This is a genomic window from Oceanicola granulosus HTCC2516, from assembly GCF_000153305.1.
Lineage (GTDB): Bacteria > Pseudomonadota > Alphaproteobacteria > Rhodobacterales > Rhodobacteraceae > Oceanicola > Oceanicola granulosus.
Window position 1 is genome coordinate 101,849 of sequence record NZ_CH724108.1, and the last position, 21,386, is coordinate 123,234.

Sequence of the window (21,386 nt, forward strand, 5' to 3'; positions counted from 1 at the left end):
TGACACGACTCGCTATTGCGGCCTTACTTGATGATACATCCGTGCTCAGTGAAAGGGAAAGCGATGGATCAGGTATTGACGCAGAGCCCGACCAAAGTGGTCGGTCCTGATGATGGAAAGCTCGGATTTCTCGGCACTATAGGGGTCCGTTTCATGATTGACGGCAGTGAGACAGGCGGGGGGTTTTCACTGGTCGAACATCCAATGTCCCCTCGCGCGCTCGCTGCGCCGCTGCACAGACATATGAACGAGGACGAATACAGCTTTGTCTTGCAAGGCCGCATGGGGGCTCTGCTCGGGGATGAAGTTCTCGAGGCCAGGCCCGGTGACTTGGTATTCAAGCCGCGCGGCCAGTGGCACACATTTTGGAATGCATCAGATCAGCCGACACGTATCCTGGAAATCATCGCTCCAGCTGGTTTCGAGCAGTTCTTTGAGCGGCTTTCGGACATGGGGGGCGTGACAGCCGTCTCGCCAGAGGCTCTCGGAACGCTCTGCGCAGAGTATGCCCTGGAGATGGACCCTGGTAGCGTGTGCCGGCCAGGGTGATGATCGTGAACGCGCCGGGACAGATGCATGCCGGCTTCTTCACCGAATTGGGAGAACCGGTCGGGGATGACCGGAAGGTCCCCACGCCGATGGAGGGCCCGCCGGATGTCGCGCATGTCGTGCGGGTGGCCGAGAGATGGGGCATGACGATCCTCGCCCCTGCAAACGCCTGATTGAATTGGGATAAGACAAATGAACGTGCGGGGTGATCTTCTTAGGGACAGCGTCGTCGCACGCCTGAAGAGTGACGGCCGTCCCTCGCCGCTGAGGGTCTTGAAGGATGCATTTTGCCTTCCGCATGTAAGCCGGCCATTCCTCCGAGGTCGCGACGCGCCGGTTCGACACAGAATAATTGTGCGTATGGCCGCTTTGACGGGCTGCGCCGCAGCATAGAGTATCGCTTGCAAAGGCAGGTGAGGGCCGGGAGCGACGGCGTATCTTGCCCCGGCGGCTTGTTCTGGAGTTGCGTCGCCGCGTGTCCGGTTCGAGCTTAAAGGTGCGATTTCTGGGCACCGATTAAACGTCCGGCTTTCGGTTCTGAGCGAGGCATGCGCTGAGATCACGCTCAGTTTCAAGCGGGAATATTAACGGTTTCGGCAGCGCGTCGTCCTGGTCGTCAGTTGTCTATCCACTATCCGCCGAGCACCCTGTCGGCCTCCCAAGTGCCGGCGGCGGCGAGGATGCGATCCGGGTCGGCATAGGTTTCGCCCAGGATGCGTTCGTAGAGCGCCCCCTCCGACTGCCGGTTCACAGGGCCGTCGATCAGGCTTGCCAGCGCGCCGCTCAGGGCGTCCACGGTGCCGGAGCCTTCGTCGAACTGCGCCTTCTTTCGCCAGACGAGATCGGCGGGCAAGAGGTCTTCGCAGGCCTTGCGCAGTATCCATTTCTCGGTCGTCGGGCCCGTGGCGTCGCGGGCCTCGGGGTCGGTGTGCCGCATCTTCAACTCGGCCGGGATGGACTGTGCGAAGTCGATCAGGTCGCGGTCGAGGAACGGCGTGCGCGCTTCGAGGCTTTCGGACATGGTCACGCGGTCCACGCGCTGAAGGTTGATGTTATGCATGGTGCCGAGGCTGCGCGTCAATTCATCGGCGAGCGCCCGGGGGTCGTCGGCGTAGCCGTGATGATAGGTATAGCCGGCGAACAATTCGTCCGCGCCCTCACCGGTCAGCACGGCCTTGACCTGCGCCCTTGCAAGTCGCGCGGCGAACAGCGTGGGCAGCGCCGAGCGCACGAGGTCCACATCGGCGGATTCAAGATGGTAAATGACATGCGGCAGGGCGCCGACCACGTCCTGCGCGGTAAAGACCGCTTCGTGGTGATCGGCACCGATATGCGCGGCCACGGCCCGCGCGGCGCGCAGGTCCGGGCTGCCGTCGGTGCCCACGGCAAAGGTCTTCAGCGGACCGAGCCCCTGTGCGAGGCGCACCTTCTGCGCGATGGCCGCGATGATCGAACTGTCGAGACCGCCGGACAGGAAACTGCCGACCTCGACATCGGCCACCATCCACTTGGCAACCGCGGCCTCCAAGACCAGCCGCAACTCCCGCGAGGCGCGTCCGATGTCGAAGCCCGGTTCCGCCGACGCGGCGCCCTGGGGGGTGCGATACCATTGGCGCCAACCGTCGCGGCTGTCGATCAGATGACCCGGCGGGATCGCCTCGATGCCGTCCACCGGAACGCCGTCGAAAGCTTTCAGCTCCGACGCGAAGATGGCCCCGCCTCCCATATTCGCAACATACAGTGGCTTGATGCCAAGCGGGTCGCGGGTCGCGATGATCCGGTCCTTCGTGGCCAGCACGAAGGCGAACATGCCGTCCAGGCGGTCGATCCAGCGTGACCGGCCAGAGCGGAAGAGGTGCAGGATCGTCTCGCTGTCGGAAGCCGTTTCGAACGCCGCCTCTCCGAGGATCGCACGCAGGTCCGCGTGGTTGTAGATTTCCCCATTGGCAACCAGCATGTTGCCCGCCTGGCGGATCGGTTGCGCGCCGTCCTCGGTGCCAATGATCGACAGCCGACAATGCGCCATCGTAACGGGCGCATCGGCCAAGGTGGTGACATGGACTTCGTCGGGACCACGATGCGCGATCTTGTCGATCATGGCCTCGGCAAGGGCTTTGTCATCTATGTTCCAAAGGCAGACGAAACCGCACATGGGAAGTCCTTTCGCATTTCGGCGCCATAGGCGCGGTAGGTGGCCAGCACGGCGATTGGCCAGACGCATGACAGTTAGGGGGTCGGCGTGGTGAAGAAAAACGAAACGATCCTTCTTCATGAATGAATCCAGCTTAACCATTAAGGATGACTCGCCGATTACCCCCTCTTACTGCTCTGCGCACCTTCGAGGCGGCGGCCCGCCACGAAAGTTTCAAGCGCGCCGCCGAGGAGCTGCATGTGACCAACGCAGCCGTGAGCCATCAGATCAAGACTCTTGAGGACAAGCTGGGGCTGAGCCTCTTCCGCCGCCGGGGCCGCGCCGTGCAACCGACCGATGCAGCCAAGCGGTTCGCGGGGCGTCTTGCCCAGGCGTTCGATACGATCGAGGCCGCGACGATGGAGCTTCAGGGCAATCCGATGTCCGGCACCCTGCGCATCGCCGTCACGCCATTCTATGGGAACAGGATCGTCCTGCCGCGACTGTCCCGGTTCCACGCGCTCTATCCGGAGATCCGGGTCGAACCGGAGATGAGTGAGACACGGATCAACTTTGCCAAGACGGACCTCGATGGCGCCTTGCGGTATGGCACGGGAAACTGGCCGGGTCTGACCGCCATCGCGATGCACGAGGACCAGCTGCTTCCGGTGGCAGCCCCCACCGTGGTGTCGCGCCGCGATCTGCCGCTTTCGGCCGCCGAGATCGCCCAGCTCACCCTCGGCTATATCGATGGTCAGGAAGACGATTGGTCCGCTTGGTTCGAGATGATGGGGTATGAGGGCGTGGCGTCGACGCAGATGATCGGCTACGGCAGCCGGGCGCGGGTCGTCGATCTGGCTTTTTCCGGCCACGGCGTGGCGCTGGCTGACCGGCGCCTGACTGCCGCCGATGTCACCGCCGGCCATCTGGTGCGCCTGAACGACACGCCCGTCTCGACCGGCAGGGGCATCTGGCTGGTCTATCCGGACACGGAATTTCCCGACCCGCGGCTAATGGCCTTCGGCGATTGGTTCAGAACAGAAATCGGGCAGATCTGATCATTAGCCCGCAGAGGAACCGGCTCGCGAGCTCTGGCCAACGCTGACATTGACGCATGTGCAGCGAGTTAGTGGTTTGTCCGCACTACTGACCTTGACCTCTCCGCGCATGCTGCACGAGGTTGCGGATGACCGGTTCGGGAAAGCGGCACCGCAGCGTTGACTATCCCGCTGGAGGTCGGCTCTGGGCCGGTCGCGACGACGAGCGTCTCGCTCCACGCGCGAACTCGACGTGGCACGCCCCGGTCAGTCTGGGCTCCTGGCGACCTGTTCCCTTTGAGGATCGACCGTCCGCCAGGCCTCCTTTCGCCACAGAGACCCAGCTTCCTCAGATCGGTGGCGCGGCCCGCTCGGTGATCAACTGTCGGGCGATCACTCTCTCGCGGTGGATCATGTAGAGTCCCGCGCCTATGATGATGGCGATGCCGGTCAGGGACAGCGCGTTGGGGAAATCCCGGAACACGAGATAGCCCAGCAGGGTCGCCACCGGCAGTTCCAGGTATTGCAGCGGTGCCAGTGTGGCGGAAGGCGCCAGCGACAGGGCATAAGTCATCATCATGTGGCTGATCGCGGCAAAGAACCCGACCCCGAACAGCCAGAGCCATGCAATCCCTTTGGGCCAAACTGGATCAAGCAGGTCGGCACCCGTGCCCTCGGCCAAGATCATCACCGGCAGGCACAGCACACTGGCGATCAGGCCCGTATGGAATTGCAGGGTCACGGGATGCATCCGCCGCGACAGCCTGCGTGTCACCAGGATGTAGAACGCGAACCCCATGGCCGTTCCCAGCGGAAACAGTGCCACGGCGCCAAAGGCCGCGAAACTCGGCTGGATCACGAACAGGACGCCCAGAAAGCCGACAATCGCCGCGCACACGCGGCGCGGGCCGACATCCTCGCTCAGGTAGAACTTGCCCACCAGAAGCACGATGAACGGGGCCACGAACACGATAGCCAGCGCGTCGGCCAGAGGCATGACTCGGATGGCGGCGATGAAACAGAAGGTCGAAACGAACAGGAGAACCGCGCGAACCGTCAAGGCCAGCCATTGTTCCCGCGGCACCCGCAGCGACAGCCTCATGACCCGGACGAACGGTGCCATCAGCATGCACTGCACGAGGAAGCGCGCGGTGGTGATCTGTCCCACCGGCACGCTGTCCGACGCCAGCTTGGCGGCCACGTCCAGCATGGGGGCGGTCACGCAGAACCCCAGCATCAGCGCGACACCGGCGAGGATGCGATCGGCGGGCGGGCTGTCAGAAGAGGTCGCGGTCGCCATGAACCTCGCGTAAGACGTCACCCCGTGCAGGTCCATCCCTTTTGCGACGCATTGCCGGCCGCTCATCAATCTGGAAGCTTGTCGGCGGCCGACCGCATCGACGGCGCCACCAACTGGATCATCGAAACAAGGGCGGAGAGTGCGAGTTCGCTGCACTTGGCCACCAACAACTAGTTCGCAACCGGCTCGATTTCGCACTTGCAGCGAATGGCCGTTCTCGCCGGCTGCACCGCAGCAACCGAAGTTGCTGACGAGTGACCGCAATGGGCCGTCATGACCAAGGTAGAGGAAGAGGATCATGCTGCGCCGGGCGCGGAACTTTGCGTTGGCTGACACCAAGCGCAACCCGCGCTTCATTGCCCGTTCGGTTGACATCCCCATGGCCGTGAACGACGGTGCGCGAACATAACCGGGGGTGCTCCTTGCGGGGCTGAGATGCGCGACTGCGCGAACCCTTTCAAAGCTGATCTGGATAATGCCAGCGGAGCGAGGTGCTACCATGTTCATAGGCGCGCAAGTGTCACTATACCCGATGACGTCCAAGTTCGTGGAGGTTATCGCGACCGGACTCGAGGCCCTGACGCCCTACAAGGATGACCTGAGGATCGAGACCGACGACATTTCGACGCTCATGATCGGTTCGCCGGGGCCCTTGTTCGATGCGATCCGGGACTTGTTCGCGGCCGCGGCCAGGCAGCCGGAGCATGTGACGATGCATGTCACCCTGTCGCGCGGCTGCCCCGGAGAGCCGGACGATCCGATCTGCCGCTGCGAGACGCTGGAACGCGCGCAGGGCGAGACCCTCGCCGAGCGCCAGGCTCTTGCGGTGCAGGCCGTCGCGACGGCGCCGGAAGTGGGGGTCGGGAACGACGTGCAGTTCTCGCTCTACGTCATGGGCGGTGGCGACCACATGGCTGAGATCTACGGCTGCATCGATTTCCTCAAGACGAGCGGGACGTTCTACAAGGCGAAGAACTTCAGCACCCGGCTGCGTGGCGACGCCGGTGCGGTTTTTGAGACCCTGCGCCAGGCGTTCCTGCGGTTCGGCCCTGCCGATGGTCACGTCACCATCGACATGACCGCATCGGCCAACAGTCCCGGCAGGCGCTGAACCTCGCCGGCGCTGCCTTGTGGTTGGAGATCCATGGCCGCTCTGCGACATATCCTTCCGGCCGTCGTGCTGGCTGCCGTCTTTCTTGGCGGATGGGAGGGTTACGTGAGGCTCACGGCGGTGTCGCCGCTCGTGCTGCCCGCTCCAAGCGACGTCCTGAACGGCCTGAGGGTCGAAGGGGACGACATTTCGAGGCACGCATTGGCGACGGTCGGGGTCGCCTCGCTCGGCTTTGGCCTGTCGGTGAGCTTCGCCTTAGTCGTCTCCGTCGCATTGCATTTCGCGGGACTGCTCAGGCGCGGGGTGATGCCGCTTCTCGTGGCCAGCCAGACGGTGCCGATCGTCGCGCTCGCGCCGCTGATGGTGCTCTGGTTCGGCTTCGGACTGCTGCCCAAGGTGCTTCTGGTCATCCTCGTAACCTTCTTCCCGATGGTGGTGAGCCTCATGACCGGTTACGGGCAGGTGCCTCACGCCTTCCGCGATCAGCTCGTCTCCATGGGTGCGGGCCCGTGGCAGGTCTTCCGCCGCGCCACGCTGCCCTCGGCCCGCGCGCATTTCTTCGCAGGCCTCAGGATCTCCGCGACCTACGCCATCGTGGCCACGATCTTCGCCGAGTACGCGGGCGCCCGGCAGGGGCTGGGGATCTACATCCTGACCGCGAAGAACAACTTCCGGGCGGACCTCGTGTTGTCGGCCGTCGCCGTGTCGGCGCTCCTCACCCTCACGCTGCTCGCCCTGATCCAGGGGATCGAACGGGCCACAGGGCACAGGTACCGAAGAAGCACCCATGCTTGAGGTGACGGATCTGACAATCCGGTCTTCTTCGGGCACGGTTCTCATCGAGGACCTGTCCTTCGACCTCGTCACGGGACGTCTGACTTGCCTGATCGGCCCGTCCGGCTGCGGCAAGAGCTCCGTCCTGAAATGGCTCGCCGGCGTCCTCTCAGGCGAGTTGCGGGTCGCGGGCCAGGCCCGTTTGCACGGCGCGGAGATGTCCCTGCCGCACCCCGCGATCGCCTATCAGCCTCAGCAGGACACGCTGTTTCCCTGGCTCACCATCCTCGAGAACGCGAGCCTCGGGCTCGAGATCCGCAGGACCGGCAGGTCCATCGCGCGGGACAGGGTGCGCGCCCTGTTTCCGACCTTCGGCCTCGAGGGCCATGAACGGAGCTTTCCCGATCAGCTGTCGGGCGGAATGCGTCAGCGCGCCGCCTTCCTGCGCACCATGGTCCAGAAGTCCTGCGTGCTTCTTCTGGACGAACCCTTCTCGGCGCTCGATGCGGTCACGCGGCTGATGATGCAGGGCTGGCTGACCGGCCGACTTGCCGAAGATCCGCGCTCCGTCCTGATGGTAACCCACGACCTTTTCGAGGCCACCCAAATCGCCGACCGTGTGCTGGTCATGGCAGCCGATCCGGGCCGCATCGTCTCCGACATCTCGATCACTACCCCCCGCGCCGACCGGACAGAGGTTAGCTTGGCCGAGACCCGATTGTCGCTCAGATCAATGCTACTGGAGAACACATAATGAAACTCGGAACTCTCAGCCTCGCCGCCTGTTTCGCGGCACCGATGGCGACAGCGCAAGAGGTCAGCATCGCGCTCGACTGGACGCTGAACACCAACCACATCGGCCTCGTGGTGGCCCAGGAGAAGGGCTATTTCGAAGAGGCCGGGCTGGAGGTCGACATCCTGCCCTATTCCGACAGCGCCTCGACCGCGCTCCTGGCCGCGGGGGCCGTGGATTTTGCCTACATGACCGCGCTCGGCTTCATGAGCGCCAAGGCCGGTGGCGCCGAGATCACGGCGCTTTGGGTCACCATGCAGCGCGAGGCCGGCCGGCTGGTCTACAACTCGGACGACGAGGCGATCTCGCGCCCTGCCGATCTCGAGGGCAAGACCTACGCGGGTTTCGGCAGCGCTTGGGAGGATGCGCTGATCTCGACCATGATCGAGAACGACGGCGGTCTGGCCGAATACGATACCGTGACGCTCGGCACCGGGGCCTACGAGGCCCTCGCCTCAGGCGCCGTCGACTTCACCCTTGAGGTCGCGACATGGGAAGGCGTGAACAGCGAACTGCTGGGTCGTGACCAGTCCCATTTCATCTACAACGACTACGGCGTGCCGGAACCCCAGGGCGGATACATCGGCACCCAAACGGCGATGCTGGAATCGGAGCCCGAGACCGTCGAGGCCTTTATGAAGGCGACCGAAAGGGGCTATGCTTGGGCGGCCGAGCACCCGCAGGAGGCGGCCGAGATCCTGATCGAGGCCGGCGATTTTCCCAACGAAGACCTCGTGCACGGCTCCATGCGGGTGATCGACGAAGGCGGCTACCTCACCGACGGCACCACGCCGGTGGGCCGCATCGACCCGGGCAGGCTCGAAAAGATGGCCCGCTTTCTCTACGAGAGCAGCGTCCTGCGCGGCACCGACGGCACCCCGCTGGCATGGCCCGGCGACGTATCGAATTGGTTCGACCAGAGCTGGATGGCGGACCAAGCCGACCCCGAACCGCTGGCAGATTGAATTCCGCGGACAAATTGACACATTCGCCGCTTCGTAGAGCATCGTCCGCAAGAGCCTGTCCCCGCGCTTGGATACCCGGCCGCCACAATCGACGGCGCCCGATGATGGCGCCGGGACGTCAGCCCTGCATAGGCGCCGATCGAGCACGACTTGGCGAACCGGCCGGGCGCGTCGATGGTAGCTACGAACGTCGCCGCCGACACCGTACCCACGCCGGGCACGGTCATCAGTCGCCGGCAAGCATCCGAGGCCTTCACTTGCCGAACCAGCTCCCTGGTCAGCGCGGCCGCCTGGCGAAGCGCCTCCGTGCGCACCACCAGAAGCGGCAAGATGATCGGGGCCAGCGCGTCCTGGTCTTCCAGAACCGCGCGAATAAGCCCCTCGTAGGTCCGAGGCTGCGCGGGCACGTGCAGCCCGAAGCTCGCGAGCAGGCCCCGAATAAGCGATCCCCACTGCGCAAACGACCAGACCAATCAATGAACACCTGGCTCATGTCGGGCATCAGATATGTTCGATCCGGTGGCAGATCGCGCGCATCGGGCAGCGTGGCGTGCCTGCGCAAGATGTTGTCGCCGTTCGCCGGAACGAATGCATGTGGACCCTGAGTCATTACTGCGAGGCTGCGCCTGGCTCGCGTCATGGCGACGTAGAACAGCCGGCGCGGCGCATCGAAATCCTCGTTCCGAGATGGCCTTTCCCAACCACCATTCAGGATCACCACGTCGTCGAATTCGAGCGCCTTGGCTCGGTGCGCCGTCATCAGCAAAAGCCCCCGCTGCTCACCCCGCGCGTCACGCGCCCATTCACCGAACCACTCCACGAGATCGGGAACTGAGACCTGCCCTGTGCCGATCTCCTGGGCCAGCGCGGCAATGCCTTCTGCGATAAGGTCGGTCCACCGATTGCGCTGCATGTCGTTCACGACATCCAGCAGGTCTGTCACGCCCAGAACGCGAGTTCGGTCGCGGCGTATGCGGTCGATGAATTGCCGCATCTCGCGCAGGCGCCAGAGGCTCGGTAAGCTCTCATTAGCCATTTCGACCGGAATTCCCTGCGCCTCGGCAAAAGCGCGCACCGGGGCAAGTTGTCTCCAATTTCGAGCGATGATGGCCGTGCGAGACCAGTTCCAGCCAGGCTGCAATTCCGCCAGGCGCTGCAACTCACTCACCGCTGCGACGGCCTGCATCCGATCCCCTGGCGGGCATTGAAGAAGCTGCACCCGACCATGCCCTACAGGGTCACAGGCTTCCAACACGCCGCCGCCCGGCGAGTTCTTGCGGCGCTTACGGTCGATGGTGATATCGTGGCCCAGCTTCATCCTTTCAACGGCCCCGGCGATCACTGTGTTGGAGGCCTCGATGATATGACGGGTGGAGCGATAATTTTCGATGAGAAACTCAGGCTTCGCCCGGTAATCCTGCTCGAACTGTCGGATAAACTTGACGGACGCTCCAGCGAAGGCGTAGATGTTCTGGTCGTCATCACCCACCGCAAAAAGACTGAGCTTCATATCCTCGTCATCGATCGTCCGTCCTGCAACGGCGGCGATCAGGGCGTATTCCTCGGGGCCGATGTCCCGGTATTCGTCTACGAGGATCCAACGATACCCTTGGATCAGCGTCTCGCGCTGCGCCTCGGCTTCGGCCTTGCTCAAACCTTCGCCGTTCAGCTGGCGCACCGCCTCCATGACGATACCGTCGAAATCCCGGCTCTCTGCCTGCGACCCGGCAAAGCTGGCGCCCACAAGCCGCATCGCCATTGCGTGACAGGTCGATACCGTCACACCGAATGCCTCGCCCCCACCAGATGCCGAAGACGCGCCCGGATCTCCACCGCAGCGTGGCGGTTGTAGCTCAGGACAAGGATGCTGCGCGAGTCTTCGCGCCGGACGCGGATCAGGCAGGCGATGCGGTGCACCAACACGCGGGTCTTGCCGGAGCCCGGGCCGGCAAGGACCAGCACGTTGGTCGCGTCCCGATCATCGGCGACGATCTTCTGCTGAACGGGATTGCCGAGCGCCTCGACGACGTTCTGCCACGACTTCCCCGTCGTCTGCCGCTTCACTTCGGTAGTCTTGCCCTTCATCCAGCGGCCCATGAAGCCTTCCTGGTCGAGGGCGAAATAATCCTTCGTCAAGCGGATGGCGTCCTGCATAGAGGACAACCCTGTTTCCGCGTAGGCCGCCATTACATGGGTCTGTACCGTCTGTTCGTCATAGTGCTCCTGCAATGGCGCGAAATCCTTGACCAGGAACTGCGTCTTGCCCGGCGCAAGCTGGACCGTCATCGCGGGCCGGAAGACAGTAAGCCCCTTGCCGAGAGTCACCACCTCCTGCTCGTGCAGCCATAGAAGCGCGCGGTCCATCAGCCGGGTCATTTCGTTGACCTGACCACGGAGGAAAGCATCGCCCGTCAAGGTCGCCAACATGTCGCCCAGAGTTGTTTCCGCCTGCTGGTCCTTGCCCCACTGGCCTTTTCCGAGCCGCCCCAACAGATGCTCCACCAGCACTTCACCGGCTTGCCGGCGCAGCGCAGCCGACTGCTCCAATACCGACCAGGACCGTTGCAGAGCTACGAACAGCGTGTCGCGAGAGGCCTTGCGCAGGCGCACATTGCCCTTGCCACCGTCGAGGTCGCGGCCGTCGCGCGCCATGCCGCGCAGCAATTTCTCGACCACGTCGGGGCGGACGTGGCTATGACCCTAATCGCGCAGCTTCTGGCTGGCCAATTGCAGGTTGAAGGGGGTGCTGGCCGCATCTTCCGCGTCAGGCGCTTCTTCTCTCATGACCGCGATCAGGGCTGTTCCCAGCTGTGTGGCCTGTCTCCTCTGTCGCCTTACGCGTCGCGCAGTAGATCACGGCGCCGGAGGCTCCCTCGGCCGGAAGACGCTGTTCGATGACATCCAGAATGTCGGCCAGCTTCGTCCGCTTGCCGGTCGATCGCACCTCGAAACTCAGGTTCGTGCGCGATGCCCCGCCGTCCAGCAGCAACAGCTCGGTCCCAAGCCTCTGATGGAAATGGTCGCGAATATCGCGCACCACCTCCGGCTTGGCAGTGGCGGTCAGGCAGATCACCGGGGCCGGATCTTCATCGCCCGCTGTTTCACGAATGAAACGCGAGATGTAGCGATAGTCAGGCCGGAAATCATGCCCCCATTTCGATACACAATGCGCCTCGTCCAGAACCCAGAGGCCGATTTCGCGTTGCTTGAGAACGGAGCGCACAGAGACACTCCGCAACTGCTCGGGCGAGATCAGAAGCATCGCGGCCTCGCCGATGCGGACCTTGTCGAGTGCGTCCTGACGTTCAGGCAGCGATAGCATCCCGTTCACGGTGACCGCGGAGGAAATGCCTGTCCGTACCATCCCCGCCACCTGGTCGGCCATCAGCGCGACAAGCGGCGAGATTACGACCGTCAGCGCACCGGTCCGATCGAACTTTGCCAGTGCCGGAATCTGGTAGCAGACAGATTTGCCCGTCCCGGTGGGAAGGATGCCCAGCAGGCTGTTGCCGCGCATGCCCTCGTCGACGATGCGCTCCTGCAGTGGACGGCCATCGGCATCGGTGGGCGTGGGCCGGAAACCATCGAAGCCGAACCAGCGTGAGAGCGCCTTCACGGGATCGCTCTTGTCGCGGCACCAAGAGCAGTCCGCCGCATCGCAGGCCGTGTCGCGTAGGCGTTTCACCATACGCGCGGCATCCGGAAACTGCATCCTAACCCAGGGGGGCATGACGGAGTCGCCACCGGCGACCGAGATCCACGCCAACGCATACGCCATCGGCCACCCCGTCTGCGGCGCGCCAAACTGATCCAGCACATGCCGCACCGCTGTGCGGCAAGCCTCACCCTCCAGCAACCTCGACAGCGCCTGTCGGGCTTGATCAACAGAGGGCACGCCCGCGCCACGGACATGCCCGAACACGGCGCCGAAACCCTGATCCTGTTCGCCACGCGTCGTCAGGTAATGGTAGGCGGCGACGGTATCCGGCGCCTTCGTGTTCAATGCGCGGAAGGCGCCGAGTTGATTCTCCAGCACGTCGAACACAAGCCGCGCGTCTGCCTCTGGATCGTTGACATGGCCCGACAGAAGCCGCCCGTCATGGTAGTGCTTGACGAGGTGGTGATACGGGTTGCGCGGGAAGGCCAACGGATTGAGCCAGAGGGTGTCGATCGGCGCTTCGGCAAGCTGCGCCAGCCTCGGTCGCATGGCTGCCAGATGCGGCAGATCATGGCGCAGGATGTTATGTCCAATGAGATGCCGGACATCGCCAAGGTCGGACTCCAACCGATCCAGCGCGACCGCCCCTTTCTGGCATCGCAATGCAGGCCTGTCATCACAGCGCACCGCCGCCAGGTCAAATACGCGCGCCGTTTTTGGATCGACCTCAAGATCGACAGACAGGCATCGCGCCAGGAATGGATCAGGTTGGTTGACGGCCTGTAGCAGGGGGCACCGGTGGAGCTATTTATATCAACAACATATCTGAAACGCTTGGCCTGGCGTGGTCAAGCATGACAGAGTATTTGATGTCGCCCGACCGCAACGCCTGTGGTCAAAAAGCACTTACTCAGAATGGCAAAAACTAAGCGTTGTCGAGCCGATAAAGGCCTCGCGAATACTCCAAACCGACCGTCAATAAATGGTGCGAAACCGATAACCCTCAGAAACCACAGCGAAAAGACCGCGGCAAAACAGAATTGCCAGATAATTTATATGAACGTATTTTACGACACGAACGCTGAGAAATTCCTGCAAGACACTCAATACGTCGACATGTCGTCCCTTCGCGATCTATTTCTTGCCGCAGTTCCGCAAACCTATACCGGCAGCGCTCGCATCCTTGATGCGGGGACAGGATCCGGTCGCGACGCGCGCTCATTTCACCTCGCAGAATACCAGACTGAGGCGTTTGACGCCTCGCCTTCCATGGTGCGGGCGGCGACCGCTTTTTCCGATCTTCCCGTCCGGCAGATGCGCTTCGGAGATTTCGAATGGGAACACCCTGCATCTGGGCCTGCGCTTCTCTTCTACACGTCCCGCGCGACGACTTGTCGGAAGTCATGCGAAGGCTGGCAGACCATCTGGTCTCTGCGGGGGCCCTGTATGCCTCGTTCAAGATTGGAGACGGCGAGCGGCAAGAGGCGGCGCGACATTTCACCGACATGACCGAGGAACCCTTTGCGGCGCTCCTGGACGAATGCCCGTCGCTCCGGCAGGTTGAAACTTGGCGGACTGAAGACCGCCGTCCGGATAGAAAAGACGACCTTTGGCTCAATGCCTTGATGAGAAAAACCTGACGAGCGCCCTCCGAGCTTACCCTACCTGAGCCAAAAACATCCTGCCCGTGCTGCGCGCCATCCATCGAGAAGATTGTCGAGTGCGATGCGCAGACCATCCTGGTCCAAGATGGCATGGGCATTATTCTCGCCCCACGCCGCCCTTATTGCGCGCATCACGCCAGCCCAGGCTCTCTTGGAGGAGGACGGTGGCCCGGCACCAGTCAAGCTTATTGAAACCGCCGAACACTTCCATATCCGGTTGGGTGTCCCCACCACGAGCTATGGCTGAAAATGGGTGATGCGGTCTGAGAAGGCGGCGTATCGTAGCGGGTGCTGAAGCCTGCCAGAACCTCCCGAAGGAGCGATACGCCATGAAGAACGATACCGACATGATCCCGCTTCGTCAGCCCCATTCGCTGGACGATCCCCTGACCGAGATCGCCCGTGAGGGGGCGCGCCGGATGCTGGCTGCGGCCTTGCGGGCGGAGGCGGATACCTTCGTCGCAGAGCTTGTCGAAACCCGTTTGCCAGATGGGCGCCAGCGCGTGGTTCGGCATGGCTACGGCCCCGAGCGCGAGAAGGCGCGCGGCCTGACCTGCGCGCCGGAAATCGCTGTCGGCGACGGCGCGCTCGGGTTCTGGAAGGCGCTCGATGAGGTCTTCCCCAGCACCAGGCGATATGCCGGGCCAGTCCGATTTGACGGTTGGGAAGGCGAGGCCCCAATCACTGTGCGACTCGACCTGCCGGAGGCGCTGCCCGAGGGCTTGCGCACACTGTTCGGGATTGGATGATCCACCAACAGGCCGCCGGGGGAGCGACAGCCCGGCGCTCAGCCCTTGGGGGCATTCAGGCATGGCAGGAGGACATCGCGGTCACCGGCCGCACCTAGGGCTCGGTTCGCGTGGCATTGATCGATACCTTATATCGCCCAAGACGCGGTGACGTACGTCACACGACCTTTCCTAATCGCCTCCGTCGACAGCTGATCTTTCTGCGCTCACCCTGCGTGCCGGGCTCCTTGGTTCCCTCCGCGGTCGCCGCACGGGACGCCGCATGTTTGCGTTCAGGGTCGGGTGGATCGAAGTGCTGTGCGCGGTCGTTGCCGCAGCCGTGTGGGCGATCTCACCCTCGCCGCGCGTCTCGGCTGGACGCATTCCGTCGCGCTGAAGATCGGTGTCGGCTGGTTTCGGGCTCTATGTCATTGCGACCTCCTGCAAGGGCGTGATGGTGCCCCACATGGCGTGCAGGATCACCGCCAGCTTCCGGGCCAGCGCGACCTTGGCCTTGCGCGGTCCGGTTCTCTCGGCAACCGCCTTTTCCCAGTCCCGTAGCCGCGGGCCACCCGGACTTCGGCAGAATATGACGTTCGCGGCTCGGACAGGCATCTCCTGGTGAAGCCGTCGCCCCGCTTGGACACCCGCCCGTTCCTGCTGATCTCGCCGGACTCGTAGCGTCTCGGCGTCAGCCCGAGATAGGCACCCGCGCTGGATGATCGACGAAAGCGGGATGCGTCATTGAAGGTCGCGATAACCGCCATCGCCGTGATCGGTCCCACGCCGGGTACAGTCATCAGCAGGCGGACCGTCGCATTCCGCCTGGCAACTGCCCGAATGCGACTGTCGAGCGCGGCGATGCGGGCGAGGATGTCGCGCCTGTGATGGCGGACTTCAGGCCCTCATGGAAGAACGCGGGAAAGGCGCCCAAGACCATCCTCATCGCCGCCGCCCGCCAGCTGCTCGTCATCCTCAACGCGATGCTTAAAACCGCGCAGCCGCTACGGATCTGAACACAGTTGCCCCCGCGGCTCAGGGGCTGGTCCACCAGCTCCGGTCGCCGGCGAGGGCGCGGCGGAGCACGACCTTGACGCTCTCGGGCGTCATCGGCGCGGGGTTGTTGCGCACCAGCCGGACCGCCTTGACCGAGGAGGCGGCGATCTCGTCGAGGTCGGCCTCGGTCACCCCCAGCGCAGCGATGTCGAGCGGGCTACGCGCCGCCTCGAGCAGCGCCTCCACCCGCGCGATCCCGGCCCGGGCCCGGTCCGCGACCGGCGCGTCGGGATCGGCGACGCTCAGCACCGCGCTAATCTCGGCGAATTCTTTGGTGCAGTGGGGCAGGTTTAAGCGCATCACGTAGGGCAGCAGCGCGCCGACCCCGAAGCCGTGCGGCGCGTGGCTGAAGGCGGCCATCGGGCTCTGGATGGCGTGGGCGGCGGCGGTGCCGGTGGTGTTGATCGCCATCCCCGCGCAATAGGCGGCGAACATCACGTCGCTGCGCGCGGCGAGGTTGGAGGGCACCTCGACCACCCGCGCCAGCGATCGATCCATCAGCCGCAGCCCCTCGCGGCAGAACATGTCGGTGATGCGGTTCTTGCCGACGTAGATCTCGCGGTCGAGCTCGTCGGCGCTCGGGTTCTTGGGCTTGACGGTAAAGCCCTCGACCAGGTGCGAGAGCGCATCGGCGGCGGTGGCGGCGGTGAGCCCGGGCGGGCAGGTGAGCGTCAGCTCGGGGTCGATCAGCGCCACCGCCGGCGCGATATGGGCGTCGGCGATCGCCATCTTCATCCGCGCCACGTCGTCGTAGACGATGGCGAGGCTGGTGACCTCGGCGCCGGTGCCGCCGGTGGTGGGGATGGTGATCAGCGGCACGCAGGGGCCGGGCACCGCGAACTCGCCGAAATAGTCGCGCACGTCGCCGCCATGGGCGAGCACCGCCGAGGCCGCCTTGGCGAGGTCCATGCAGGAGCCGCCGCCGAGCCCGACGATCACGTCCGGCCGCTTGCTGCCGCAGGCGGCGACCACGTCGAGCACGTTCTGGCGCGGCAGGTCCGGCAGGGCGGCTTTGGCGAGACATGAGACGTGCGGGTCGCGCTGGGCTCGTGCAGCTCCCCGAAATAGAAACCTACTTACTGCCTGATAAGCCGCACACCACTTGAAGATTTCGGCACCGTCCTCAGGAAGGTTTTCTGCCGGCATTCGCGCAACAAGCTCGATCGGCTCACCTTCGCGCCGACCAATTTCGACTGTCGCAAGACCTTCCGCACCGAGCAGTTCGACCAGAGTGACGCGCCCTTGCAAACTCCAGGTGCCTTCGGCCGGGCTCATTCGTCGTGGTGAAAGATGCAGACATTCGGGCCTTACTCCAATCACGACAGGGTCCCCACTAAGATCGACTTCAGGCAATGCGAAGAGAGCATCCCTGGGCGGGTCAAGTTTGATCAAGTTCATCGCGGGCGAACCAATAAAATCGGCGACAAAAAGGTTCGCCGGTTGAGCATAGACTTCTGACGGGCTTCCGATCTGTGCAATTTTACCTTCATTCATGATGACGATGCGGTCGGCCAGGGTCATTGCTTCAATCTGATCGTGAGTGACGTAGAGTGATGTGATCCCCAGTTGTTCGTGCAAGCGCTGCAATTCTCCTCGAGTCCGAACTCGAAGCTTAGCGTCAAGGTTGGATAAGGGTTCGTCAAACAAGAAAACATCAGGCGTCCGCACGATCGCGCGGCCGATTGCGACCCGCTGCCGTTGGCCACCGGACAGTGCCGCCGGCCGTCGATCAAGCAGAGGAGTGAGACCCAGCATCTCAGCAACATCGCGAACTCGCCCCTCGATATAGTGGCGGGAATCGCCGCGCATCTTGAGCGCCATACCCATGTTTTCGGCCACGCTCTTGTGCGGATAGAGGGCGTAATTCTGGAAGACCATGGCAACACCGCGATCCTTAGGATCGATACGAGTCACGTCGCGACCACCAATACGCACAACTCCGCGGCCTACTGTTTCAAGGCCTGCAACCATGCGGAGCGTCGTCGATTTGCCGCAACCGGATGGCCCAAGAAGAACGACAAGTTCACCATCCGCAACGTCGAGATCCACGGCCTCGACCGCCCGGACCGCGCCGTAGCTCTTTTCGATACCATCAAGCTGCACCTGTGCCATCTACTTTCCAATTCCTGCTGTCAGGCCGCCGACAATCTGGCGCTGGAAGAGCGCCGTGATCGCTAAAATCGGGATGATCGCCAATACGGTAGCCGTGGAGACCGTTTCCCAAGGGAAGGCATACTCCCCTGGATAGAGGGAGATCCCAACCGGCGCCGTTCGCATGTGATCTGCGGGCATCAGCACCAGCGCCAAGGGAAACTCGTTCCAAGAAAAGATGAAGACAATCAGACCGGTTGCCACATACCCTGGCCGCGAGAGCGGTATGATTATCGTCCAAAATATTCGGAAGAAGCCCATGCCGTCCAGCCGCCCGGCCTCTTCCAGTTCGACTGGCAGCGACGCGAAGAAGCCAGAGAGGATCCAGACCGGAATCGGCAAAAACAGGCCTGTATGGGCCACAATAAGACCGAAATAGGTGTTCAGCAGACCAAGATCCCGGAAGAGCTGAAACATCGCGGGCAGCAGCGAAACCGGAGGGAACATTGAGACGGCGAGTATGCCGAGCATAATCGCTGTCGCGAACCGTAGCCGGAGGCGCGAAATAGCATAGGCTGTAAGCCCGCCTATCGTCAGTACAAGCGCTGTGGTGCCAATCCGACTATCATGCTATTGAGGATGTAGCGCAGCAGGATCGGTGAATTCTTCAAGACCGAGACGTAGTGCTCAAGCGTGAATGGATCTGGTATATACTGTGGCGGGTATGCATAAATGCCAGCAGAGGTCTTGAGCGAAGTAAGCACAAGCCAGATAATTGGAAAGAAAGATATGACTGTCGCGGCCACCGCGACAGAATAGATCCCGACGCGCGCCCTCATGTCCGCTCCCGGCTCATGAAAATGTAGAATAGGCTCATTGCGAAGATAACTGCAAACTGCACTACAACAATCGCCGCGCCTAAGTTGAACTCGACATATCCGAATAGCACCTCGTAAGCATAGAGCGATAGCGTTTCCGTGGAGCCGACGGGCCCTCCATCCGTTAGGTTGAATGCCAGTTCGAATATATTCTCAGTGCGTCCATCGATCGCAAGATGAGCGCCACGATTATAGGTCCCTTCAAGAGGGGAAGGGTAATTTGGCGGAACTCCTGCCAACGCGACATGCCGTCGAGGCGCCCCGCCTCGTAGAGGTCCCTTGGAATGGATTGCAGCCCGGCAAGCACGATAAGCGCCATGAAGGACGAGGTCTTCCAAACCGCAACGATCACCATGGATGCCATCGCCAGGGTAGTGTCGCCGAGCCAGTTGATCGGTCCGTCGACCATTCCGGCATCCATCATGATTAAATTGAAGACGCCGTAGTCGGTGTTGTACATCCAGCGCCACATCAGCGCATTGAGCGCAGTCGGCAGAGCCCATGGGAACAGGACCGCGAGGCGAGCGACGCCTTTGCCGCGAAAGTGCTCGTTAAGCAGCACCGCGAGGGCGATACCAAAGACGAGCTCCAGAGGGATCGACAGCGCGGTGAAGGTAAGTGTGACCCCGAGTGAAGACCAGAACCGTTCGGTTCCAATCAGGCGCTCGTAGTGCCGAAAGCCCACGAAGGTACCTGCCTCGTTGGTGACGGATAGAACGCCGGATTGTAGGATCGGGTAGACCAGGATCAGCAGGATGATCGCCAAGGTCGGAGCGATCATCGACCAGCCAACCAAATGCCTCCTGAGCTCGAGCGAGAACCTTGGGGTTCTCGCCCGAGCATTGGCCGCTTCGGAAGTGGTCACGACCATCTGGCCCTGCCCCAGCTCAAAAGGGTCGCAGCTGTCATTCGCCCGTTACCATCCTGATCTGTTCCGCGGCGTCGGACAGCGCCTCCTCCGGCGTTTTCTCCTGGTGCAGGGCTTCCGTCAGCTCTGCCTGCATGATCTCGGAAATCCGCGGATAGTTCTGTCCGGCCTCGGCAGATGGACGGACGACGCCGTACTCGAAGTCCGTCAGAAATCCGCTGAGCGGATACATCGACGATAGCTCCTCCGAGTTGTAGACCGCCTGATTGCCGGGGGCGCGATTGTCATTGGTAGCCGCCCAGATCTGGATCTCAGGCGAGGTCATAACCTCGATGAGCTCGCCGGCTGCCTCCTTGTTGTCTGAGTGGGGATCGATCCCAAGCAGCCAGCCGCCGAGCGCAGTCGAATGCGCGTCGGGCTGCCCCTCAAAGACCGGATTCCGCCTGAAGGCGACGTTCTCGCGCACTGGACTGTCTTCGGAGGTGAGCGGCGCAAAGACGAAGTCCTGAACCATAAGGAACGCGGCGCGACCCTGCTGAAACAGTCATATTTCTCCAGCAAGTCAGTTCGGTAGAATAGGTGCGTTCCGTCGAGGTAGAGCGGGGCCGCATAGGGCGTACCATCGACGGTTGCAGCCTCCATGAACGACTCGTTGTAGTCAGCGATCAGGTCCTCGGAGACCAATCCGGTGAGCGGCTCCAACCAGCCGCGGCGGGCAAATTCGCCCACCCAGATCACATCCACCGCGAAGACATCCGGTGTGGCGCTCTCGCCCATGAGATTCGTGACATAAATTTGGCGTGACTCGTTTGGCACATCTGGCACCTTGAGCCATTCGACCGAGACATCGGGGTGCTCTTCGGCCTGGCCGATGGTGGCGAACCCGCCGCTCACGAGCGCAACTTGGTGAGCGCGTCCTCCTTGTGCGCCGAGATGTGATCGCTCTGATCGCTCTCGATCTCGTGCCCGCTGACGCGCCAGGCTTCGGAACTCCAGCTCACATGATCGCCCTTTGAGAATTTGCCCACGATGTCACCTCCTTTTGCACCGGCGAACGCGACACCCGCCCACCCTGTTCCGGCGGGCCCGGCCTGCCATTGACATCAGGGCATCAGTGACTACGTTCTCCTGATGGTCATGCACGAGAACCTTTTCCGGTTTCTGCTTCTGAACCGCCCGGTTCCCCGGGCGGTCCGCGCCTGAGGCGTGTCCACGACCACCCGGGGCTTTCTCAAATTCCAGACCTGAGAACGCGGGCCTTGCCGCCCCGGGAGATACACCATGACCATCGTCAATCTCGCACAGCCGCCCACCGGCGGTGACTTCCGCTCGATCTTCGCGCGCACCGCCGCCGAGACGGGCTTTCTGCTCACCGCCAACGACCGAAGCGGCGTCGAGCGGATGCTGCGCCATCGCGGCACCAAGCACGCGCCCAATCCGGCGCTGCTCAACGGGCTGCTGCGCCACAAGTTGCGCATTTCTCAACCGGCCCCCGAGCCGGTCCCGCCGACGCTCGTCGTCGCCGGCTGTCATGTGACCTACATGATCAGCGGCGAGGGCGCGCGCTCGGGAACGCTCGTGATGAGCTCGGTGCCGGTGCCGGGGCGGCTGCTCGTCGCCACCCTGCTGGGCGCGACGCTGCTGGGGATGCGCAAGATGCAGAAGGTGCCGCTCCTGCGCGACACCGGCGAAATCGACACCCTGGTGGTGCTCGATGTCGCGCCGCCGCCGGAATTCGACGCCGCCTGACGCCTCGCTCGGCCGAGAGAACCTCAAAACGATC

General features: G+C 63.0%; 22 protein-coding genes, 3 pseudogenes and 1 riboswitch. Of the genes and pseudogenes, 12 read left to right on the plus strand and 13 right to left on the minus strand.

Annotated features, from left to right (window positions below; all coding sequences use genetic code 11):
• The first annotated feature begins 63 nt into the window (after positions 1-63).
• Entirely contained in the window at positions 64-549 is a 486-nt protein-coding gene (locus tag OG2516_RS19600; RefSeq protein ID WP_083788599.1) for a cupin domain-containing protein, read from the plus strand.
• Positions 549-722, plus strand: coding sequence for a hypothetical protein (locus tag OG2516_RS19605; RefSeq protein WP_007256137.1), 174 nt, complete (start codon positions 549-551; stop codon positions 720-722). The genes OG2516_RS19600 and OG2516_RS19605 overlap by 1 nt, the downstream gene beginning before the upstream one ends.
• A 458-nt stretch (positions 723-1,180) precedes the next feature.
• Here the strand turns inward: OG2516_RS19605 and asnB are convergent, their stop codons facing one another.
• Positions 1,181-2,842, minus strand: coding sequence for an asparagine synthase (glutamine-hydrolyzing) (gene asnB / locus OG2516_RS12950; protein ID WP_342626095.1), 1,662 nt, complete (start codon positions 2,840-2,842; stop codon positions 1,181-1,183).
• Positions 2,843-2,847: 5 nt separating this feature from the next.
• Between asnB and OG2516_RS12955 the strand changes: the two genes are divergently transcribed.
• Positions 2,848-3,738 (plus strand): LysR substrate-binding domain-containing protein, encoded by an 891-nt coding sequence (locus OG2516_RS12955; RefSeq protein ID WP_007256139.1) that lies wholly within the window; start codon positions 2,848-2,850, stop codon positions 3,736-3,738.
• A 328-nt stretch (positions 3,739-4,066) separates the two neighbouring features.
• On the opposite strand, the gene OG2516_RS12960 is transcribed toward OG2516_RS12955, so the two are convergent.
• Positions 4,067-5,017 (minus strand): EamA family transporter, encoded by a 951-nt coding sequence (locus OG2516_RS12960; protein WP_040615966.1) that lies wholly within the window; start codon positions 5,015-5,017, stop codon positions 4,067-4,069.
• Positions 5,018-5,418: 401 nt separating this feature from the next.
• A riboswitch (TPP riboswitch) is annotated at positions 5,419-5,524 on the plus strand.
• Between OG2516_RS12960 and OG2516_RS12965 the strand changes: the two genes are divergently transcribed.
• The 4 genes from OG2516_RS12965 (at position 5,517) to OG2516_RS12980 (ending at position 8,660) form a co-directional block, all read left to right on the plus strand.
• Positions 5,517-6,128 carry a YkoF family thiamine/hydroxymethylpyrimidine-binding protein gene (locus tag OG2516_RS12965; protein ID WP_007256141.1) on the plus strand — a complete coding sequence of 204 codons (612 nt, stop codon included), beginning with the start codon at positions 5,517-5,519 and terminating at the stop codon, positions 6,126-6,128. Its footprint overlaps the riboswitch before it by 8 nt.
• A gap of 33 nt (positions 6,129-6,161) precedes the next feature.
• Positions 6,162-6,923 carry an ABC transporter permease gene (locus tag OG2516_RS12970; RefSeq protein ID WP_007256142.1) on the plus strand — a complete coding sequence of 254 codons (762 nt, stop codon included), beginning with the start codon at positions 6,162-6,164 and terminating at the stop codon, positions 6,921-6,923.
• Positions 6,916-7,656, plus strand: coding sequence for an ABC transporter ATP-binding protein (locus tag OG2516_RS12975; RefSeq protein ID WP_007256143.1), 741 nt, complete (start codon positions 6,916-6,918; stop codon positions 7,654-7,656). The genes OG2516_RS12970 and OG2516_RS12975 overlap by 8 nt, the downstream gene beginning before the upstream one ends.
• Positions 7,656-8,660, plus strand: coding sequence for an ABC transporter substrate-binding protein (locus OG2516_RS12980; protein ID WP_040615831.1), 1,005 nt, complete (start codon positions 7,656-7,658; stop codon positions 8,658-8,660). The genes OG2516_RS12975 and OG2516_RS12980 overlap by 1 nt, the downstream gene beginning before the upstream one ends.
• Positions 8,661-8,776: 116 nt before the next feature.
• Here OG2516_RS12980 and OG2516_RS20970 read toward each other — a convergent pair.
• The 4 genes and pseudogenes from OG2516_RS20970 to OG2516_RS20985 all read right to left on the minus strand — a co-directional run.
• Positions 8,777-8,887 (minus strand): annotated as a pseudogene (locus OG2516_RS20970) (transposase); the annotation flags it as partial.
• Positions 8,888-8,937: 50 nt separating this feature from the next.
• Positions 8,938-10,443, minus strand: coding sequence for a UvrD-helicase domain-containing protein (locus tag OG2516_RS20975; RefSeq protein ID WP_425357549.1), 1,506 nt, complete (start codon positions 10,441-10,443; stop codon positions 8,938-8,940).
• Positions 10,440-11,336: a UvrD-helicase domain-containing protein gene (locus OG2516_RS20980; protein ID WP_007256147.1), complete on the minus strand. Its 897-nt coding sequence runs from the start codon at positions 11,334-11,336 to the stop codon at positions 10,440-10,442. Before OG2516_RS20980 ends, OG2516_RS20975 begins: the two co-directional genes overlap by 4 nt.
• 88 nt (positions 11,337-11,424) lie before the next feature.
• A complete protein-coding gene (locus OG2516_RS20985) occupies positions 11,425-12,867 on the minus strand; it encodes a DEAD/DEAH box helicase (protein WP_425357550.1) in 1,443 nt (480 codons plus the stop codon).
• Positions 12,868-12,876: 9 nt separating this feature from the next.
• On the opposite strand from OG2516_RS20985, the gene OG2516_RS20775 reads away from it, so the two are divergent.
• The 3 genes and pseudogenes from OG2516_RS20775 to OG2516_RS12990 form a co-directional block, all read left to right on the plus strand.
• Positions 12,877-13,104 (plus strand): hypothetical protein, encoded by a 228-nt coding sequence (locus OG2516_RS20775; protein WP_245544319.1) that lies wholly within the window; start codon positions 12,877-12,879, stop codon positions 13,102-13,104.
• A gap of 548 nt (positions 13,105-13,652) precedes the next feature.
• Positions 13,653-13,958 carry a hypothetical protein gene (locus tag OG2516_RS20545; protein WP_202795421.1) on the plus strand — a complete coding sequence of 102 codons (306 nt, stop codon included), beginning with the start codon at positions 13,653-13,655 and terminating at the stop codon, positions 13,956-13,958.
• Positions 13,959-14,311: 353 nt separating this feature from the next.
• A pseudogene (locus OG2516_RS12990) lies at positions 14,312-14,617 on the plus strand (hypothetical protein); the annotation flags it as partial.
• Between the two features lie 572 nt (positions 14,618-15,189).
• Here the strand turns inward: OG2516_RS12990 and OG2516_RS20990 are convergent.
• On the minus strand, positions 15,190-15,510 hold the full coding sequence (locus tag OG2516_RS20990) for a transposase (RefSeq protein WP_425357551.1): 321 nt from the start codon (positions 15,508-15,510) through the stop codon (positions 15,190-15,192).
• Between the two features lie 87 nt (positions 15,511-15,597).
• Here OG2516_RS20990 and OG2516_RS20895 point away from each other — a divergent pair, with 87 nt between their 5' ends.
• Complete coding sequence (locus tag OG2516_RS20895) at positions 15,598-15,726, plus strand: hypothetical protein (RefSeq protein WP_281004393.1); 129 nt, start codon at positions 15,598-15,600, stop codon at positions 15,724-15,726.
• 19 nt (positions 15,727-15,745) lie between these two features.
• Here OG2516_RS20895 and ugpC read toward each other — a convergent pair whose 3' ends face one another.
• The 6 genes and pseudogenes from ugpC to OG2516_RS20445 all read right to left on the minus strand — a co-directional run bounded on the left by ugpC (position 15,746) and on the right by OG2516_RS20445 (position 20,631).
• Positions 15,746-17,878 carry a sn-glycerol-3-phosphate ABC transporter ATP-binding protein UgpC gene (gene ugpC, locus OG2516_RS20780; protein WP_245544320.1) on the minus strand — a complete coding sequence of 711 codons (2,133 nt, stop codon included), beginning with the start codon at positions 17,876-17,878 and terminating at the stop codon, positions 15,746-15,748.
• Positions 17,879-18,475 carry an ABC transporter permease subunit gene (locus tag OG2516_RS19070; RefSeq protein WP_083788603.1) on the minus strand — a complete coding sequence of 199 codons (597 nt, stop codon included), beginning with the start codon at positions 18,473-18,475 and terminating at the stop codon, positions 17,879-17,881. It abuts the gene before it with no gap.
• A 384-nt stretch (positions 18,476-18,859) separates the two neighbouring features.
• Positions 18,860-19,606, minus strand: a complete 747-nt coding sequence (locus tag OG2516_RS13005; protein WP_156799379.1) for a carbohydrate ABC transporter permease — start codon at positions 19,604-19,606, stop codon at positions 18,860-18,862.
• A gap of 34 nt (positions 19,607-19,640) precedes the next feature.
• Positions 19,641-20,069: a type 2 periplasmic-binding domain-containing protein gene (locus OG2516_RS20785; RefSeq protein WP_342626096.1), complete on the minus strand. Its 429-nt coding sequence runs from the start codon at positions 20,067-20,069 to the stop codon at positions 19,641-19,643.
• Between the two features lie 89 nt (positions 20,070-20,158).
• Positions 20,159-20,497 (minus strand): annotated as a pseudogene (locus tag OG2516_RS20995) (extracellular solute-binding protein); the annotation flags it as partial.
• Entirely contained in the window at positions 20,494-20,631 is a 138-nt protein-coding gene (locus tag OG2516_RS20445; protein WP_007256156.1) for a hypothetical protein, read from the minus strand. The gene OG2516_RS20445 and the pseudogene OG2516_RS20995, both read right to left, overlap by 4 nt.
• A 253-nt stretch (positions 20,632-20,884) precedes the next feature.
• Here OG2516_RS20445 and OG2516_RS13015 point away from each other — a divergent pair, with 253 nt between their 5' ends.
• Entirely contained in the window at positions 20,885-21,352 is a 468-nt protein-coding gene (locus tag OG2516_RS13015; RefSeq protein ID WP_007256157.1) for a hypothetical protein, read from the plus strand.
• Positions 21,353-21,386: the final 34 nt, after the last annotated feature.